This window comes from Simkaniaceae bacterium (assembly GCA_021734805.1).
GTDB lineage: Bacteria > Chlamydiota > Chlamydiia > Chlamydiales > JACRBE01 > Amphritriteisimkania.
In genome coordinates this window covers 1-17,013 of sequence record JAIPIG010000001.1, presented here as the reverse complement: position 1 = coordinate 17,013, position 17,013 = coordinate 1, and the positions used below count along the sequence as shown (strand labels likewise).

17 protein-coding genes and 1 tRNA gene are annotated in these 17,013 nt (G+C 40.2%); 8 read left to right on the top strand and 10 right to left on the bottom strand.

Going from position 1 to position 17,013, the window contains the following annotated elements:
• Positions 1 to 46 precede the first annotated feature (46 nt).
• The 3 genes from K9M07_00090 to K9M07_00080 form a co-directional block, all read right to left on the bottom strand.
• Positions 47 to 1,003 carry a rhodanese-related sulfurtransferase gene (locus tag K9M07_00090; protein ID MCF7851624.1) on the bottom strand — a complete coding sequence of 319 codons (957 nt, stop codon included), beginning with the start codon at positions 1,001 to 1,003 and terminating at the stop codon, positions 47 to 49.
• Between the two features lie 29 nt (positions 1,004 to 1,032).
• Positions 1,033 to 2,361, bottom strand: a complete 1,329-nt coding sequence (locus tag K9M07_00085) for an HNH endonuclease (GenBank protein MCF7851623.1) — start codon at positions 2,359 to 2,361, stop codon at positions 1,033 to 1,035.
• Between the two features lie 346 nt (positions 2,362 to 2,707).
• Positions 2,708 to 3,271, bottom strand: a complete 564-nt coding sequence (locus K9M07_00080) for a hypothetical protein (protein ID MCF7851622.1) — start codon at positions 3,269 to 3,271, stop codon at positions 2,708 to 2,710.
• A gap of 239 nt (positions 3,272 to 3,510) precedes the next feature.
• Between K9M07_00080 and rpsD the strand changes: the two genes are divergently transcribed.
• The 3 genes from rpsD (at position 3,511) to asnS (ending at position 6,518) form a co-directional block, all read left to right on the top strand.
• Positions 3,511 to 4,131 (top strand): 30S ribosomal protein S4, encoded by a 621-nt coding sequence (rpsD, locus tag K9M07_00075; GenBank protein MCF7851621.1) that lies wholly within the window; start codon positions 3,511 to 3,513, stop codon positions 4,129 to 4,131.
• A 105-nt stretch (positions 4,132 to 4,236) separates the two neighbouring features.
• On the top strand, positions 4,237 to 5,091 hold the full coding sequence (locus K9M07_00070) for a deoxyribonuclease IV (protein MCF7851620.1): 855 nt from the start codon (positions 4,237 to 4,239) through the stop codon (positions 5,089 to 5,091).
• A gap of 26 nt (positions 5,092 to 5,117) precedes the next feature.
• Positions 5,118 to 6,518: an asparagine--tRNA ligase gene (asnS, locus tag K9M07_00065; protein ID MCF7851619.1), complete on the top strand. Its 1,401-nt coding sequence runs from the start codon at positions 5,118 to 5,120 to the stop codon at positions 6,516 to 6,518.
• Between the two features lie 9 nt (positions 6,519 to 6,527).
• Here asnS and K9M07_00060 read toward each other — a convergent pair whose 3' ends face one another.
• Together K9M07_00060 and K9M07_00055 are read right to left on the bottom strand one after the other, a co-directional pair.
• On the bottom strand, positions 6,528 to 7,685 hold the full coding sequence (locus K9M07_00060) for a polymer-forming cytoskeletal protein (protein ID MCF7851618.1): 1,158 nt from the start codon (positions 7,683 to 7,685) through the stop codon (positions 6,528 to 6,530).
• Positions 7,678 to 8,664, bottom strand: coding sequence for a hypothetical protein (locus K9M07_00055; protein ID MCF7851617.1), 987 nt, complete (start codon positions 8,662 to 8,664; stop codon positions 7,678 to 7,680). Before K9M07_00055 ends, K9M07_00060 begins: the two co-directional genes overlap by 8 nt.
• A gap of 115 nt (positions 8,665 to 8,779) precedes the next feature.
• Here K9M07_00055 and K9M07_00050 point away from each other — a divergent pair, with 115 nt between their 5' ends.
• Entirely contained in the window at positions 8,780 to 9,058 is a 279-nt protein-coding gene (locus tag K9M07_00050) for a hypothetical protein (protein MCF7851616.1), read from the top strand.
• On the opposite strand, the gene K9M07_00045 is transcribed toward K9M07_00050, so the two are convergent.
• Positions 9,052 to 9,609: a RecX family transcriptional regulator gene (locus tag K9M07_00045; protein ID MCF7851615.1), complete on the bottom strand. Its 558-nt coding sequence runs from the start codon at positions 9,607 to 9,609 to the stop codon at positions 9,052 to 9,054. The genes K9M07_00050 and K9M07_00045 overlap by 7 nt on opposite strands.
• A 27-nt stretch (positions 9,610 to 9,636) precedes the next feature.
• On the opposite strand from K9M07_00045, the gene K9M07_00040 reads away from it, so the two are divergent.
• From K9M07_00040 to K9M07_00030, 3 genes are all read left to right on the top strand, one after another.
• A complete protein-coding gene (locus K9M07_00040; GenBank protein ID MCF7851614.1) occupies positions 9,637 to 9,912 on the top strand; it encodes a hypothetical protein in 276 nt (91 codons plus the stop codon).
• An 82-nt stretch (positions 9,913 to 9,994) separates the two neighbouring features.
• Complete coding sequence (locus tag K9M07_00035) at positions 9,995 to 10,204, top strand: hypothetical protein (GenBank protein ID MCF7851613.1); 210 nt, start codon at positions 9,995 to 9,997, stop codon at positions 10,202 to 10,204.
• Between the two features lie 2 nt (positions 10,205 to 10,206).
• Entirely contained in the window at positions 10,207 to 11,139 is a 933-nt protein-coding gene (locus tag K9M07_00030; protein MCF7851612.1) for an RluA family pseudouridine synthase, read from the top strand.
• 144 nt (positions 11,140 to 11,283) lie between these two features.
• Here K9M07_00030 and K9M07_00025 read toward each other — a convergent pair whose 3' ends face one another.
• Entirely contained in the window at positions 11,284 to 12,165 is an 882-nt protein-coding gene (locus K9M07_00025) for a CPBP family intramembrane metalloprotease (protein ID MCF7851611.1), read from the bottom strand.
• Between the two features lie 272 nt (positions 12,166 to 12,437).
• Between K9M07_00025 and K9M07_00020 the strand changes: the two genes are divergently transcribed.
• Complete coding sequence (locus K9M07_00020; protein ID MCF7851610.1) at positions 12,438 to 12,689, top strand: KH domain-containing protein; 252 nt, start codon at positions 12,438 to 12,440, stop codon at positions 12,687 to 12,689.
• Between the two features lie 68 nt (positions 12,690 to 12,757).
• On the opposite strand, the gene K9M07_00015 is transcribed toward K9M07_00020, so the two are convergent.
• From K9M07_00015 to K9M07_00005, 3 genes are all read right to left on the bottom strand, one after another.
• Complete coding sequence (locus K9M07_00015) at positions 12,758 to 14,044, bottom strand: hypothetical protein (protein MCF7851609.1); 1,287 nt, start codon at positions 14,042 to 14,044, stop codon at positions 12,758 to 12,760.
• A 154-nt stretch (positions 14,045 to 14,198) separates the two neighbouring features.
• Positions 14,199 to 16,811 carry a hypothetical protein gene (locus tag K9M07_00010; GenBank protein ID MCF7851608.1) on the bottom strand — a complete coding sequence of 871 codons (2,613 nt, stop codon included), beginning with the start codon at positions 16,809 to 16,811 and terminating at the stop codon, positions 14,199 to 14,201.
• A gap of 28 nt (positions 16,812 to 16,839) precedes the next feature.
• Positions 16,840 to 16,912: transfer RNA gene (locus K9M07_00005), tRNA-Arg, on the bottom strand.
• Positions 16,913 to 17,013: the final 101 nt, after the last annotated feature.

Here is a 17,013-nt window from a genome sequence, read left to right as displayed (position 1 = left end):
GACACGTCATAAAAAAGGCCATGTTTACCATGGCCTTTTTTTTATTTCATTTCGGTATACCCTTAAGTCGTTGCTTCTCTTCATAAGGAAGCTTCCTGAATGGAATCTGCTTATCGATTTCTTTAAGAGGGCGATTACGGCCATGCTCCTCGCAATCTTCTGAACAGCATCCCTTGTGTTCTTCATAACAAGAGGGACATGCAACAATCAGATCATTACAATCCATGTTAGAGCAATTGTAATAATGATCCGCTTTTTGATGGCAGTAGTGGCACTTGCTAATCACTTCATCTTTTTCATCGTGGATTGGAATAACCATCCGATCATCAAACACAAACAATTTTCCTTTCCAGTGCTTGGATCGCTTTTGCAAGCCATATTTAATAACGCCCCCTTGCAACTGATAGACTTGATCAAAACCAATCTCTTTCATCAAGGCAGAATAGAGTTCGCAACGAATTCCCCCGGTGCAGTACATCATTACCTTTGTCTTGTGAGGATCCCGTTTTTCTTTGAGTTCGCGGGCATATTTTGGAAACTCTCGAAATGTTTTTAATTCGGGAAGGGCTGCTCCATCAAAATGCCCCACTTTCCATTCATAGTCATTGCGCACATCAATTAAAACAGTATCATCATCTTTTTGATCGAGCATCTCATCCCACCTTTCAGGAGAAAGGTGGGTGCCGGTATGCTTCATATCAACTTTTTCATCAAGGGCAACGATCTGCTTACGGTATTTAACCGTCATTTTGCTAAAAACATTATGCTCACTTTTGTGAATTTTAAATTCAATACCCGCAAACCGAGGATCAAGCTTCATCCATTCCATGTAAGCTTCAGCATCTTTTTGCTCACCGCTGAGCTGAGCATTAATGCCTTCTTCCGAAATATAGATGCGCCCGCTCATATCGCGGTTTTTACAAAAAACTTTTTGTTTTTTGATCTCGAGATGGGGATCTTCAATCTGTGTGAAAATATAATATGCAATGACGTCGTAATTCATCAATTTTGACAGCGAGGAAACCTCGTTCTTTAGGACGAGGAGGAAACGCTGCTCCTTGTTTTAAATTTTTTAGATATATAGTTATAACCATCAGCTTGTTGCTTATTTTGGCAATATCTATGATTTATACCGTCTACTTTACCATCTGCAGTATCGATGCAAAAGTACCCCGTAAGTCTAACTGCCACTCTCCCGAAGTACTCTCCTTTTTTCTTGCCTTGTTCTACAAAGGCTTTAACCAGATTCCCTGTTTTAAAGCCGTGTATACTTCGCTGTTTTTTAGCAGATGTTCTAGGAAATCCATGCTTATCTACACGGCAAAATTGTCGAGAACCTCTTCCAGTCGCCGTAATTAAAAGAACATGAAATTCCTCCGGAAGATATATATTCTCTCCTGATTTTCCCACGCAAGCTGCATCGATGTAGTGATCTTTCTCATAGCATTGTTTGACTCTATTGTATTTTGTTCTTCCCCCACTCCACTTTGTTAAGGGGAGGTGACTTGAGTCAAGAGCTAGAGCTAAAGCATTTCTTGTGGTGTTAACGGCGGCAGCATGGATTAAAGGTGCTTTAGTCTTAGATAAAATAGCCGAATAAAGATTTTTGTTTTTGTGTAAAAAATCTTCAAGGGTATGATTTGCTTTTTTGAGATTACATGCCCTGCAAGCAATGGTGAGATTTGAGACTCTATCACTACCGCCTTTACTTTTAGGGACGATGTGATCGATTTCTAATCTTGTATTTTTTGCGCTGCAATAAGCACATTTCCGTCCCCATTTCTCAAGAAGGTATTCTCGGATCTCATATCCCATGAGCTCCCCTTGTTGGTAGAGCTTTCCTGAAATTTCAGAATTTTGGATCTCTTGCATATCGAAGAGCACTGTTTCTAATGCAGTAGAAGAAATAGGAGCTAGTGTTTGCAGTCTTTTTACAAATGTCAAAATATTATCGACTCTAGATTGTAGAGAAGGGGCTATCCATACTTCTTTTCGTCTTCGATTATCAAATCGAGAGGATCTATATCTAGTTTTTCTTTGTCTGCGACTTTTCCTAATAGCTCTTCTAGAGTCAAGTGAAGATTTAATGGAAGTGCCTCTATGCGTGAGATTAGCAGCCCATATAAGTGTCATTCTTTTTTTAAAGTATCCAACAAGTGCGATGCCTGAGGTTTTGCTTCCGGGATCAATTTTAAGTTCAATATCCTGAACAGCTCCTCCCTCTCTATCTTTGATAAGAATAGTAAAAGGATAAAGCTTTAATAAGACAGCTTTCCCTTTGGAGAGGAGTTTCCTGGCTCTAGATGCCCTGCAAGGCATCAAAGGGTTTCTATTTTTGTCTAATACGAATGCTCTTTGCATACATTCCAAAATAAAAAATTTAGCACTTACGTGCAATCGCCACTTGAGTTTACACCCTTGTGGGTAAAGTCCTCCTCGACAATGACTACAACCGGCTCCCTTGCGGCGAATAAAACCTTCGGGTCTTTACCTTTACCCAACATGATCCTATCCTTCTAGAGCTTGGGACTGGAGTAGCATCCCAAGGTAGGTCTTAAACGACCCGTTAGTAATCGCAAGCATCCGGGTGGATACTTAGTCTGGTCAACCCAAGCTTTAAGAGTTACCTCTTCAAGCCACCTCCTTTAGGGGGTGGTAGTTGACAAAACTCCTTTTGAAAAGAGACCGCGAATCATTCTATCATCTGCTAGCTATTTTTCTCAAATGGCAAGATATGCCTATCAATTAAAGCTTGCATTTCCTTTTTAATGGCATCGATGTTATCCCCCTCCATTGAATCGCTAAGCAGCAACTGCATACTCTTTCGCGTCACTACAAGCTCATTTTTAATCTCATCAGGGGAAGAGCGGGTCATCTGCCCCTGCTTACTTTTCTCCATTTCAGTGAGATAATACACAAACTTTCTTTGAAGCATTTTTGCCCGATCACAGTAGAGTCTCATCGGATGGAGATATTCAAGCCTTATCTTGACGGAGCGCATATTGCGCATAAATCGCTCTTTTAGATGGCTTATGCGCTCAAGAAAATCTTTTTCTACAGTTTGTTTTTGATAAAGAGGCTTTGATTTCTCTGCCGAAATTTGCCATTCGGCAAGGAGCTTCTGTGCTTGAACCAAATATTTTGCATAACTATCGTAAACGAGCTGTTTATGTTCAGTTAATTCATGCTGAACTTCATCTGACATACGGACCAGTTGCAAATAGGAGCGCTCCATATCAAAGGCTATATCTTTGTTTTTCTTATCGACCATCATCACTCCGGAAAATAAAATCTATACACAAGGGGCACCCAAACATTGAATTTTTGAGCGCCCTTGTGTATAAATTTTCAAAAATTTATTATCAATTAGTGTTTCGGAGCCCTCATTTTTGCAGCGAGGTGAGTCAAAAAATTGCAAAGTCGAATGAAAAAAAAATTAGGGTTGTTAAAATATCCATTTTCCCCTAAGATTTATGGCTATATTTGATTCGCATTTATGAAGGAGAAATAATGGCTCGTTATACTGGCCCAAAAAACCGCATCGCTAGACGTTTCGGCGCTAACATCTTTGGTCGACTCCGCAATCCACTGCTTCACAAACCCAATCCACCCGGAATGCATGGGGCCTTGCGTAAGAAAAAGTCCGATTATGGAGCCCAGCTTGAAGAGAAACAAAAATTAAGAGCAATTTACGGGATGATCCCTCAAAAAAAGCTCTTGAAATACTATAAAGAAGCTGTTCGCAGAAAAGAAAACACTCACCACCTTCTTTTAGAATTTTTAGAGTGCCGCTTAGATAATATCGTCTACAAGCTAAGACTTGCTCAAACGATTTTTCATGCGCAACAACTCGTTTCCCATGGACACATTTATGTTGATGGAAAGCGCACCTCTATTCGTTCATTTCAAGTTCAACCGGGAATGGTGATTTCACTCAAACCGAAATCGCATCAAAACCCCATTGTAGTAAGAGCTCTTGAAAATAAATCTAGAGATCTTCCTGAGTACTTAGAATTTGATGAAAAGAAAATGGAAGGCAAATTGATTGTAAAGCCTGCTTTTGATCAAATCTCTCTTCCCCTACCGATCAACGTTCCTCTAGTTTGCGAGTTCTTAGCTCACACAAACTAATTTTGTTTTGTTTTAACACCTATTTTTCTTTTTAGAAGGATAGGTGTTTTACAATTTTAGAGACTTGTGGCATAACTCTCAATATCGAACAAAGTTCAATTCAATATGGCTCATCACCTCCCACTTCTTATTGGCGCCCATACCTCAGCTGCCGGAGGCGCTCATAAAGCGCTCTTACATGGCGAAAGAATTGGTGCGACCACGATTCAGCTCTTTACCGCTAATCAAAAGCAATGGAAAGGAAAGCCCATTTCCGATGAAGAAATGGGGCTCTGGTTTGAAGCGCTTGAAAAAACAGGCATTCAAAAGGTCATGTCACATGATAGTTACCTCATTAATTTAGGCTCTCCTGATGACGAGGTACTGGGAAAAAGCCACACTGCTTTTGAAGAAGAAATCAAACGCTGCCACCAATTGAAACTCTCCTTTCTCAATTTCCATCCCGGTGCTTATACAAAAGGCTCACCGGAAGCCTGTTTAGATCAAATTGTAAACAGCCTACTTAAAATGGAAAAATTAGCAGCCCAAGGTCCTACGCGTCTTCTCCTTGAATCGACAGCAGGACAAGGGACTGCACTCGGTTATGATTTTGCCCATCTTGGCTATATTATCGATCGCGTTAAAGATCGGATTCCCATTGGAGTCTGTATTGATACGTGTCACTCATTTGCTGCCGGATATGATATTCGCTCTAAAGAGGGATGGGATCGCACATTGGATCAATTTGAAAAAGAGGTTGGACTTGAGCATCTCTATGCAATGCATACAAACGACTCCTTAAAGCCGCTCGGATCAAGGCGAGATCGCCATGCTAGCCTTGGGAAAGGAGAAATTGGTATGGAATGCTTTAAAGTCATGATGACCCATCCAAAATTGAAAAATATTCCCAAATATTTAGAAACACCCAATCCGGACATTTGGAAAGATGAAATTGCTTTATTAAGAGGATTTGGAAAATGACGAAGGTTTTATCAGAGGCTCAAACGATGACTAAAGCGCGCATTAAAATTAAGGCTTTAAAAGCAGACCCTACAGCCTTTATCGGAAGAGAAATTCTCCTGGCAGGCTGGATTCGCACCGTAAGAAATCAAAAGAATTTTACCTTCATTGAACTCAATGACGGTTCAACCGTATCCAACTTTCAAATTTTAGCTAACGAGACCATGGAAGGATATGCTCTGATCGGTGATTTATCGACAGGAGCTGCACTTCGAGTGATTGGAAAAATTGTCGAGAGCCCGGGTAAAGGACAAAGCATTGAAATGCAGGCGCAAATGATCGAACTCGTCGGAGCCTCCCCTGCAGACACCTTTCCCCTTCAAAAGAAACGCCACTCTTTTGAGTTTTTACGCTCGATTGCGCATCTGCGCCCACGCACCAACACACAAGGAGCCGTAGCGCGAGTTAGAAGCCTTCTCGCCTATGCAACCCATCGATTTTTTCAAGAACGGGGCTTTATCTACCTCCAATCACCTATTATCACCGCTTCAGATTGCGAAGGTGCCGGTGAAATGTTTCAAGTCACGACTCTAAAACTCGATAATCCCCCTAAACGTAGCGATGGCTCAATCCACTATGAAGAGGATTTTTTTGGCAAACCCACCTACTTGACAGTCTCGGGCCAACTCAATGCCGAAGCTTTTGCGCAGGCCTTGAGCGATGTCTACACATTTGGTCCGACATTCCGCGCAGAAAATTCAAATACAACACGCCACTTGGCTGAGTTTTGGATGATTGAACCGGAAATTGCCTTTGCCGATCTCAACACTATAGCCACCTGCGCTGAAGACTACATTAAATATTTGATTCAATATCTCTTTGACCATGCCGAAGAAGATCTCCAGTTCTTCGATCGCTTTATTGAAAATGGGCTGATTCTCCGCCTTCAAAATGTCTTAGAAGAGCCTTTTGCCCGCGTCACATATACAAAGGCGATTGAAATTTTGAACCAATCGGGTCAGAACTTTGAATTCCCCTGTTTTTTCGGGACCGATCTGCAAACTGAACATGAGCGCTATTTAAGTGAACAACACTTTAAAAAACCGGTGATTGTAACTGATTATCCCGTAGAGATTAAAGCCTTTTATATGCGTGCTAATGATGATCAAAAAACAGTTGCAGCCATGGATCTTCTCGTCCCCAAAATTGGAGAGCTCATTGGTGGCTCTGCGCGCGAAGAACGCCTCGACCTGTTAGAGAAAAAGGTCACTGACTCCGGTCTCGATCCGGAGACATATCACTGGTATTTTGATCTACGCCGCTATGGATCCACTCCCCATGCGGGATTTGGCCTTGGTTTTGAGAGGCTCGTTCAATTTGCAACGGGAATTGAGAATATCCGCGACGTCAATGCATTCCCACGCTTCCCGGGGCATTGCGATTTTTAATCAATGGTATTATTTTTTGAGTTGCCTTTTGGAGGGAGCTTTCACATTTCCGGCAATGACGGCCCCATAACCAAATAGCATACATATCAGAGATAAAAACCAGCCAAAAACAGGAATAAACGTCAGGAAAAAATAGACCACTAAAAGGGCTAAATAATACCTTTTAGGATACCGATAAAAGTTCCATTTTTTGAGAAATGTCAATCCAAAATAATAAAGTGTGACAATTTTTGCAGCATACACCCCAATAAGGTTGAGGGCAATGAGCCCTAAAGCAAAGGGAGTCCCCACAATGGAAATGAGAAAGACAAGTGCAACGATGGGGAAAAGAAGGGTAATCACAATGCCCGTAAATAAAACATAGAATGGGCGTTTGGAAATAATTTTTGCTGCATGATCGAGCTTATTGCGAAAGAATTGAATTAAAATGAATCCTAGAATCAACGAAAAGAAGAAGTTCATAACGGATCCGGCAATTTTTGATCCGATTCTAATCTTTTGTAAAAAGCCCTTTTGTGAAAGCGTATAGATAAATGAGGGGTTATGAACAATGTGCCCTCCCACTTTCGCCCCCTGATCAAAAAATGCGGGCTCATTAGAGAAATATTCCATTCCACCTAATATCTTAGCTTTCGACAAAATACGTAGAGAACCAACGTGCGCTGATAATTTCCCCGCAATCACCCCTGATACTCTTAAAAATGAAGCAAATATCGTTGCATTTTTTGAAACTAAACCAAGAAGATCACATGACCCTGCAAAAGCAATGATACTCCCGTGGCTTTTGGACGTCGGACTGAATTCGATACTCGCTGCAGCGATGGAAATATTTTCGCCAACCTCTCCCCCAATCATGATCTGACCGGCCATGCCCCTAATGCCCCGTTTAACGACTCCTTTGACATCAAGAAGCCCCGCCATACAAATCACATCTCCATGGACAATGCCATCGATGTAGACTTGTGAAGCCATAACATAGAGATCCCCCTTCACTTCTCCGGCTATTTCAACGCTTTTACTCACAACTTTTAAATCCCCTTCGATAACTTGAGTCGAAGGAACAATCACAATATCCTCATCGTCATTATCTTCGGCAAAACAAAAGAAGCTCACACATAACATTGCAATCGATAAGATAAACCATACCCCCCCTCTTTTCTTATGCATGTAAGAACAACCTCATTTTGTAGAGCTCTCTTTCTGCATAGATTTTTTCATATCTCTCAGTCAACCGTTTAATTTCTTGCTCGCAACGCTTTTGATCGAGATCTGAGATTTTTCTTTGTTTTTCAATCTCATTTGCAATGACCTCTAAATCATAAAGCCCTACCCCTTCATACTCTGCCAGCATGGGCTCAACATTGCGCGGAATGCCTAAATCGAACAAATACCGTGTCTTGACATCTTTAAGATAAGCATGTTCTTCTCGAATCAAATAATGGGGATATTTCGTTGCAACAATCACGACGGGATAATCAATCCATCTTCTGACCTGTTGAAAATCAAAAGAGACAATCCTCTCATCCTCAGAGCCAAAACGGGTGCAAATAGCTATGTTTTTGACCTTGCGATGGATAAATTCTTTCATTAATTTGCGATTAATATCGGAATATCCAATAAATAATACCCCTTTATAAATGTCCTCTTTCACCGTCTCAAAAATATAGCGCTCCAGACTCATCAGGCGATTGTGAGAAAAAAAGTGGGTTCGCAAGAGTTTCCCTATTCTGAGCGACTTTTGAAAGAGATAGTGAAGATCTTTAGAAAGCGAACGCTTTTGTTTTGCAAAGAGATACGCCTTTTTAACTTGCCTTTGCACATCGCTCTCTCCCAAAATGGCAGAATCAAGCCCTGAAATCACTTTAGCGAGATGTAAAAAACAAGTATGGCCAAAATAATAATAAAATGAGGCTCGACCAAACTCGTTTACAATCATTTCTAAAGCGCTCACAATTTTATGTGAGAGCTGATATAAATCGCTTCCGCTAAAGTAAATTTCAAAGCGATTACAAGTTCCAAGCAAAATAAATGGGCAACCAAATACCCCATTCAAATCCATTTTTTCATCAATTTCTCGAGCTAAGCTCTCTCTAAGTTTTAAAGATGCGGTCTTATAACTCACACCAACGACACCAACTTGAAGCATATTCACCACAAAATTTTTTTTGAGCACAGGTCTTCGCTCTGCGCTCTTATGATCGAAAATAAAGGTTTGATTTTTTTCTGTCTGCATCTATTAGTAGGTGAAAATGAGGTTTGCTATGCCTGTACCCCCATCAAAAGAACCTGATTCAAGTCCCCTTGGATTCAATCCTAATTTAGAAGGGCCCGGTGCACCCCCCACTTTTGAAGTTCCAAAGGGCGGATATGGAGGATGGACAAAATTCGAACAATTCTTAGGTCCTGAAGGCTTTAAAAAATTTCAAAGTATTTTAGAAAATATGATTCGCGAACAGGTCAGTCAAGAAGAACAAAAGGCAAAGAAGGCTACACAAGAACTCAAACAAGCTGAAGAGGGACAGCCCTGGGAAGGTCAGTAGTCAAAGCCTCTTTTGATAAGATGTGCCTTTATCTCATAAGAAGAACTCCCTTTTCTTTGTATTTTGGCAATGATTTTCTGCCTGCCCGTTTCCAGCTCATCTGAAAAATCTTCCGAGGCAAAGATCTCACTGAGCGCCTCTTTGGATATCCCCAACTTAAAACTCAGCTTCGGAATCATCAAACGCGGCCCATATCCTTTCAACAACTCTCGTCGCATATGAGCCTTGGCAATATCCTCATCCTGAATATACCCATAATTAAGACATTTTTGAAGCACAGCATCTTGGGTTTCTTGACTAATGCATTTCTCCTTCAATTTAGATCTCAATTGCTGAGTTGAATAAGCGGTGCGGCCGAGAAGCCATAAGACATAATCAAGGGCTCTTTGATATTCTATCGAATCAAAAAGGTTAAGAAACTCCTGACTGTTTTTAGCTTGTTTTAAATTCCTTAAGTGCTTATAAAAAAAGGGCTTATAAACTGTTTTTTCAATCTGATCCGCATAAGTTATTTTTATTTTTTTATCGTTAAGTTCTTGTAAATCAAGCATTTTAACCCCATTTTTTCAGGATGAATGATGTTTAGTATTCCAAATTTCGATAATAAGTCTCAAGGATTAGCCGCTCAAGATGCCTCCCTGTCAAATAATGCATATCCCACTTATAATCAAGGTGATACGACTTTAAAAACCATGGGGGCTTTCGAAAACTACTTAGGCTCAGATGGTTATGATCAATTTATGCGAATGATAGGAAGAATGGTTACCCATGAGTTCTCCAAAGCCGATAAAAAACTCAAAAAAGCCGCTAAGAACCTTAGAAATAGTTTAGAAGGGAAACCACACGAAGCTTAGAATTAGTCACTTAGGGATTCATATTTTATTGAAAAAATAATTTACCATGTGCTATAATTATAGTATAAAGGTAGGTGAAAGTATGGATGTTTCCGGTATTAATAATATACTTGAGTCAAATGGCGTAAGTAACACATCTTCTTCGGGAGAGATCAATGGATTTCCAAAAGCGATGTGTGATATGATGGAAAAAGCTCTACAGGGGCAAATCCAAGAAGATCAACAACAAACTAAAGCGGCAAATGATGCCTATAGAGCATCTATTAATGGAGAGCCGTTACCAGCCAATTAATCATGTCAACTGAAGAAATTTTTCATATTAGTCAAGAATTAGAAACTTTTGCGCGACTCGACCGAGTGCTTGCGCAAAAGTTTCCTTCATTTTCGCGCTCATATTTTCATTCGCTTTTTGAAAAAGGAGCCGTGCTCATTAATGGTAAAATAGCGATTAAACGCTCGAAAATTCAAATGGGCGATCAAATTAATGTCACTTTTTTGCCGGCAGAACTTTGCTCTTTAGAGCCTCAAAATATCCCCCTCAATATTCTTTATGAAGATGAGCATTTCATTGCAGTGAATAAACCTGCAGGGATGGTTGTACATCCCGCGCCCGGCCATTACGACCAAACCTTTGTCAATGCACTTCTTTTTTATTGCGATACCCTTGAAATCGAAGAAAACTCTTTAAGACCGGGTATCGTCCACCGCCTAGATAAAGAGACATCGGGCGTCCTCATTGCAGCAAAAACCAAACAAATGCAAGCAGCGCTCACTGAGCTTTTCTCTGAGCGGAAAATGGTAAAAGAATATATTGCCATTTGCATTGGAATCCCCAAAGAACTCAAAGCTTTTGGCAAAATCACCCGCCATCCCATTAAGCGACAAGAAATGATGTTTTCTGAAGAAAAAGGCAAAGAAGCGGAAACACACTTTGAAATCTTAGATCGAGGAGAAAAGCTCTGCGTGATCAAAGCTTTTCCTAAAACAGGGCGAACCCATCAAATCCGCGTTCATCTTAAAACGCTTGGCGCGCCCATCCTCGGCGATGATGTCTATGGGAATGCCTCCTTCAATGAGCGCTATAAAATTAAAAGACAACTCCTTCATGCCCATGCCCTGCGCTTTACCCATCCCATCACACAAGAACCTATTGAAATCGTAGCGCCTCTCCCGGAAGACATGCTTGAAATCATCAAAAAACTGCAAAGTCGAATTATACCGAAATGAGTTGAAGAATTGGGAGTTTAGCTTTGATGGCGCTTCGAATTTTTATCAGGCTTTAGCCGGCTTAATTTTTTGATCCTATTGAAGATAGGTCAAAAAATTAAGGGTGAAAAGTCGAAGATGCCGGCGAAGATAAAAACTAATTCTTCAATTTATTTCGGTATAAATAACACTACTTGCTTTTTGAGAATTAATCGCACTAAATGCAACGGCATACATCACATCTTTAGCTGCACCATAAACACAGACTGAAACATTAAATAAAAAATGCTGTGTCATCGATGGAATAATCGATTGGTATTGATTTCTGAGTGAGCCTGCTTGCACTCCATTATAAGCCGTAGTTGTGATGCGACAGATATTCCAAAATATGTCCTTATTTTTTTCACTATGCGCCCATCCAAAACAAATCGCTTGTCCCATATTGGCTATTGTTTCTCGCGTCTCTCTAGCTATGGGGTAGATATTGCGATCGTAGAAAAAAAGAAGATCTTCCAAAAAGGGCTGAAAATAATTTCTGAACATGAGTTCTTCTAATATGGGAGCGCCTATTATAGTATAGGGGTTATTAATAACACGAACGCAGCTCAGCAGCAAAAAGGATAAACCGGGTCTTTCTGCTAATTTAAGCGCAAATTTTGAATCAATGGTAGATGAAGGCCCTAATGGGGAATTTGTTCCCAAAACACTTAAGACAACCCCGGAGATCAAGATCATTTTCCACTGAGATTTGCAATGATCAAAAATCTGCCTCCCTGAGGAAAGCATCGGAGGAGTGGTCGTATCTTCTTCTTCTCTACCCAGCCATTCTCTAAACGCCGTTACAATGAGATATGTGAATGCAATAGGTACGGCAATAAATCTAATTTCAGGAGACACACTCAATTGTACAACACTATAACAAGCCAATGTTCCGATCGCAATGTTGGCTATTTTCAATGAAACATCCACCACTTGAGCTGCAAGTTGAGTCGCTCTAAGCACATCTCGCCTGTCTATTAACGGTTGATAAATCGAAGGCACAGCCACTTTAAACCTCTATTTGAAAAAACAAAGATTATATCACTTTTATTAAAAATCGACCAGTTTAATAATTAAAATATTAAAACCATAAGAAAATAGCATGTGATGGCCAATTCTCCCTCTGTGGGCTCTCTAGCAAACTGTAATGCGGGTGGTAACAAATATTTTAAAACCGATTCTGCGAAAGTTGCTACCTCATTATTTTCTAGATAAATATATAAAGGTCATGTATCCTCAATTAATAATACTTCTGGTCATGCAAAGCGAGGAACCGAATTATGAAGGAATTTGTCGAATATATTGTTAAGAATTTAGTTGATCACCCCGATAAAGTTTCAATTAACGAAGTAGGTGGAACTCAATCATTCATCGTCGAACTCAGTGTTGAAAAATCTGACATCGGTAAAATTATCGGTAAGCGCGGGAAAACGATCAATGCCATTAGAACGCTTCTCATGTCAGTTGCTTCACGCAATGGCCTCCGAGTTAGCCTTGAAATTCTCGAAGACGAGGAAAGCAAAAAGGATTAGTCCTTCTTCCTTCTTTATCTCGACTTTAAACCCAACTCAGAGCTAGTGCCTAAGTTGGGTTTTTTTATTTAATCTGTTTCTCCGCTCAGTAACTTCTCGGCCAATGCACTTGTCTTTTTTAACATGGCCAGCATACTTGAATTAGCCCCCGATGCCCAAGTTATTCCCTTTTCATCTACTATAATTTTAAATTGATGAGCATTAAATTCACGATCTGTTACGGGTATTTGAAGAACTTCGATGTCATATCCTTCAAAATAGTCCTCTACCCTTCCCATTTCTTCGAGCGGAACAAAAAGATACTTTATCTCACGACCTATAAAAGCCGCCCCTTTCAATGCATATTCACCCATATTACCATAACTTAAATCCATAATCCTATCTGAATCAGCAGGTAAAGTCGCCCCCCAGATCATGGGGAATACACTCGATTCGGCCCAAATTCTATCTGCATCGCTCACGGGATGCACTCCTCTCTCTTTTAATGACCGCATTGTCTCTAAATTCTCTTCAATCAAATCCCTACAATAGTAGGGGGATTCAAAATAGCGGCCAAACTTCTTATATGTCGCAAGAATATCGGGATGAGAGGGTTCAGACACAGCTCTGATTTCTTCTTTTACTTTAAAAAGATCACCTAATCGAACCCGCTGCAGATCCCATTTCAAAGAGTGATCTTCAATTGCAGTCATACAAAACACGATATGATCACATGTTCTTACACCATCAATCATGCTTCTGCTTCTATTCTCCTTTATCTTTATCACAACGCCCGATTTCCAATACCGGCGATCTTCTATTTTAATCATGACAACCCTACCAACAAGCGCACCCAAATCTTCTATAGAAATCGCTTCTCCAACGAAGGTCTCAACTATTTCAGATTCATATAGCTTCATCCTGTCGATTCTCTTATTCATTGCATCTATTGAAAGGACTAATGGGTCTAAGATAAAATCAGGTTCTTTGTATTTCTCTAAGAAGTCCGATAGCGCTTCAATGATGCGATCCATTGCAGGAGGATTTGATAAATAAAAATATTGAAGAGCTTTCATTTTTAATTCGAGCGTATAGACACCCTTGCTTAATTCAGATAGGGACCCGAAAAATTCCTTTCCGTATTCATGAACTTTATGCTCTATTTGGCCGTATTTCAGGAGAACCCGGAACCTACCTTGAAAATTTGTGTCAGCTTCTTCACCGCCGAGCCATACCCCTGATAAAGCTGTTTTATTTATACCATTTGGGTGATATATCCCTATAGAAAGCTCTCCTGAGCAAGGGACAAATCCACCCTCTAGTAATAGTCCGGTTGGAATCAGTGCTAAAGAACTTCTTATTGCTGCAGCAGCCATACAAATCTACTATTTTGTTACATTTTATAAATTAAAACGGATAAGTTAATTATATTTTTAATATATTATATCATAATAACAATAAATTTAGAAGACCTTGTTGCTGCTTTGTTGCATAATTCGACAAACCATCAAGTTATTGACAATAAGTGTTTTATATAGAATCGTTTAGTTTAGGTAGATAGGGAGAAATCATCGATTTACGTGAATTGATCGATCCCGCTTTGTAATGGATGATTGCAATGGGGATATCGTACTCATTAAAGACAAAGGAGCATGGAATAAAACTCTCTTGGAAAATCATGGCGAGCTCTTTGCCGTTTTTGCCCAAGAATTCGACTTCCAATCCCTCTTCCGGAAGATGAGTTGAGCGGGAAAAGCCGCTGAGGAATACTTTTAAATGCTGCTCTGCCACATCCGTAGGTGGGATATAAATCCAAAGCTCATCTTTATGTTCATATTCAATCTTTGCCCCCTTAAAGAGATCTTCAGCAGAAGCAATAGTCGAAATCATTAAAAGATGCAGATCAATTTCCGGCATATCATGCGCGGCTTCAATCGATTCTTTAACCCAAGCATTGAGGATTTCAGCAGCATGTTGGCGCAGCAGGGGAATATTTTTAGCAAAAACTTTTCTCTGTCCTACACGGGCGCAACCATTTTGAATCTTTGTATCTTCAAAGATCGGTGTTTGCCCTAATGTAAAGCACTCTTTGAGGTGTTGGCTGATGAGCATTTCCCTTTCTTGATATACTTTGCTATAAAGAGAATAGAGCTCCTCATTTTGCAAGAGCCGCTTTGCACAACAGCTGACATAATCGGAAGCATTTTCATCAATATCATCAAAGTGAACCGATTCGACTTCTCTTTGAATAGAGAGGGATTTCATACGATTCAGTAGAGAAGCTACACAAAAAACATCGGGCTTTGAAACTTTAGTTAAAAGATCGGTATCGTCAAAGATCGCATAGATAAAGTGCATATATTCCATCAATTCTCGATCGGAATCGATACGCGACGTCTTGTTCAAAATCATATTTTTCTTGCGCATCAAGAGTCGCTGTTTGAGACGTAGGGTCAATGGCGTATCTTCATGCTCATTCAGTTCATGAAGCTGAGCATTGACTTTATCAAGCGTCATGCCTCCAAAACTATAGCGATCATTAATCGCCATACTCATCTGGGCCACTAATACATTGACTGACTGGACGTCTGCAATGATCATTTTAGAGGGGGTCCCATTTGTAAGCGATGTTTTGTGGTGGTCAATGGCACTAATCACTTCGAGATAATGAGGAATATGCGTCTCATCGGTATTTGAAAAATCGCGCAAAGAGACCGTTCCTAAAATAGGTTTCTGCAAATCATTTGCATAAATAACGCCGAGAGGATGTTTTTCACCTCCCGAACCGACATAGTTTACCGTCAAATAAGAATACGCCTGCATTTTGCCCTGGATTTCGATAATATCTGAACGGTAACCTAAAAAATTCGGTCGATAGCCTAAAACTCTTTCTTTAATTTTAAATGCTACACCGAGGCTATCCACATAAGCACGCACCTTTCGCAAGGCAACGGATAGCGATGTCACCACTTTTTCAAGTCTTGAAAAAATCAATGGTCGATCTTCAATTAAATGACCGTCTCCATTGAATAGATCTTCAAGATAGAGCTCTCTGATTGACGCATGGAAATCAGAAAAGTTGGAGACACCCAGCTTTTCCATACTATGAATCAAATCGTCAAAGGTTGAATTAATTCCCTTTTCAATATGCAAAACTTGAGACATATAATTATTGAGGTATTCGTATTGAGCTTGAGTCAAATCACCGGAAGGTTCAAAAGTCTTGAATTGATATTGATAAATTTTTGTGATGGCCTCGAGTAGATCATCTCGCTTAAGTTCTTTTTTCGCAAAAAGGGTGATTAAGTTAATCTGAAAAAAGTATTCGAGAAAACGAAGATGGGTATTGAATAGATTAATGACTTGACGCACCCCTTCCACATCAATAGAGCGCCAATCACCAATATAGCGATCATCATCATCGACAATCACAACAGCGCTTTGCAAACGTTGATGGGCAAAATCAAAAATCAGATCTTTAGGTTTCTTTTTAACAAGCCCCTTTTGAGTGAGAAGATCAGAGCTCGAAAGCGTTAAACTCAAGCGCGAGCGCGACATGGCCTTAAACACATTGGGCCCAAATGTTTCATAAAAGAGCATCTTGAGTTCGACAATTGCACTAGGCGCTCCTCCCGGAACATTCCATACGTGAAGGCCGCTGCTCACACGGGCAGCAAAGGCATCGATAAATCCCCAAAATGAAGCGACAATCGTATCGAGATCGGGTGAACCATGGGCCGTGACAAAATGAGTTCCATCATATACTTTGTCCATTCCAATCGGAAAAATATCTTGGTATTCGCCACGCGGAATATACTTTCCCACAATTTTACAGCGAATTTGATAATTTTCTTCGGGACTTAGGTTAGAAAACTGATTAAGCCAAAGCTCAAAAACGGAGAAGTTATATTTATCGACAATCCCTTCTTCAAAGACCCGTTGAATGTAATCGACCAATTCTCTTAAAACAAACGTAGACCCCGATGCTCGAATCAAATCTAAAAGCTTTGCATTGACCTTCAGCTGACGGGCATACGGGCTCAAACTCATAAATTGTGAAGATTTAAACTCCTGAATCGTATTGTCGATAACGTCAAAAGACTTGCGTTCGAAGTGAATAGTACCTAGGAAATTTTCTTGCATTCGATTATAGTTCGAGTAAAAAAGGATACGGACCGAGCAGGATTCGAACCTGCGACCACCCGCTTAGAAGGCGGGTGCTCTATCCACTGAGCTATCAGTCCAAATTTTTTGTCCGCAATATTAGCGAATTATGATTTCAAATTCAAGGCATACCTAAATTTAATCAACAAAAAAAACAACTTTAAGCAGAATATACCGAAAT

What these genes read in the sequence shown, in the direction of transcription:
- rpsD (MCF7851621.1), top strand. Translation starts at nt 3,511, where the DNA reads ATGGCTCGTTATACTGGCCCAAAAAACCGCATCGCTAGACGTTTCGGC.
- K9M07_00080 (MCF7851622.1), bottom strand. Translation starts at nt 3,271, where the DNA reads ATGGTCGATAAGAAAAACAAAGATATAGCCTTTGATATGGAGCGCTCC.
- K9M07_00060 (MCF7851618.1), bottom strand. Translation starts at nt 7,685, where the DNA reads ATGCATAAGAAAAGAGGGGGGGTATGGTTTATCTTATCGATTGCAATG.
- K9M07_00040 (MCF7851614.1), top strand. Translation starts at nt 9,637, where the DNA reads ATGTTTAGTATTCCAAATTTCGATAATAAGTCTCAAGGATTAGCCGCT.
- K9M07_00020 (MCF7851610.1), top strand. Translation starts at nt 12,438, where the DNA reads ATGAAGGAATTTGTCGAATATATTGTTAAGAATTTAGTTGATCACCCC.
- K9M07_00085 (MCF7851623.1), bottom strand. Translation starts at nt 2,361, where the DNA reads ATGCAAAGAGCATTCGTATTAGACAAAAATAGAAACCCTTTGATGCCT.
- K9M07_00070 (MCF7851620.1), top strand. Translation starts at nt 4,237, where the DNA reads ATGGCTCATCACCTCCCACTTCTTATTGGCGCCCATACCTCAGCTGCC.
- K9M07_00015 (MCF7851609.1), bottom strand. Translation starts at nt 14,044, where the DNA reads ATGGCTGCTGCAGCAATAAGAAGTTCTTTAGCACTGATTCCAACCGGA.
- K9M07_00055 (MCF7851617.1), bottom strand. Translation starts at nt 8,664, where the DNA reads ATGCTTCAAGTTGGTGTCGTTGGTGTGAGTTATAAGACCGCATCTTTA.
- K9M07_00045 (MCF7851615.1), bottom strand. Translation starts at nt 9,609, where the DNA reads ATGCTTGATTTACAAGAACTTAACGATAAAAAAATAAAAATAACTTAT.
- K9M07_00010 (MCF7851608.1), bottom strand. Translation starts at nt 16,811, where the DNA reads ATGCAAGAAAATTTCCTAGGTACTATTCACTTCGAACGCAAGTCTTTT.
- K9M07_00050 (MCF7851616.1), top strand. Translation starts at nt 8,780, where the DNA reads ATGCCTGTACCCCCATCAAAAGAACCTGATTCAAGTCCCCTTGGATTC.
- K9M07_00030 (MCF7851612.1), top strand. Translation starts at nt 10,207, where the DNA reads ATGTCAACTGAAGAAATTTTTCATATTAGTCAAGAATTAGAAACTTTT.
- asnS (MCF7851619.1), top strand. Translation starts at nt 5,118, where the DNA reads ATGACTAAAGCGCGCATTAAAATTAAGGCTTTAAAAGCAGACCCTACA.
- K9M07_00090 (MCF7851624.1), bottom strand. Translation starts at nt 1,003, where the DNA reads ATGAATTACGACGTCATTGCATATTATATTTTCACACAGATTGAAGAT.
- K9M07_00035 (MCF7851613.1), top strand. Translation starts at nt 9,995, where the DNA reads ATGGATGTTTCCGGTATTAATAATATACTTGAGTCAAATGGCGTAAGT.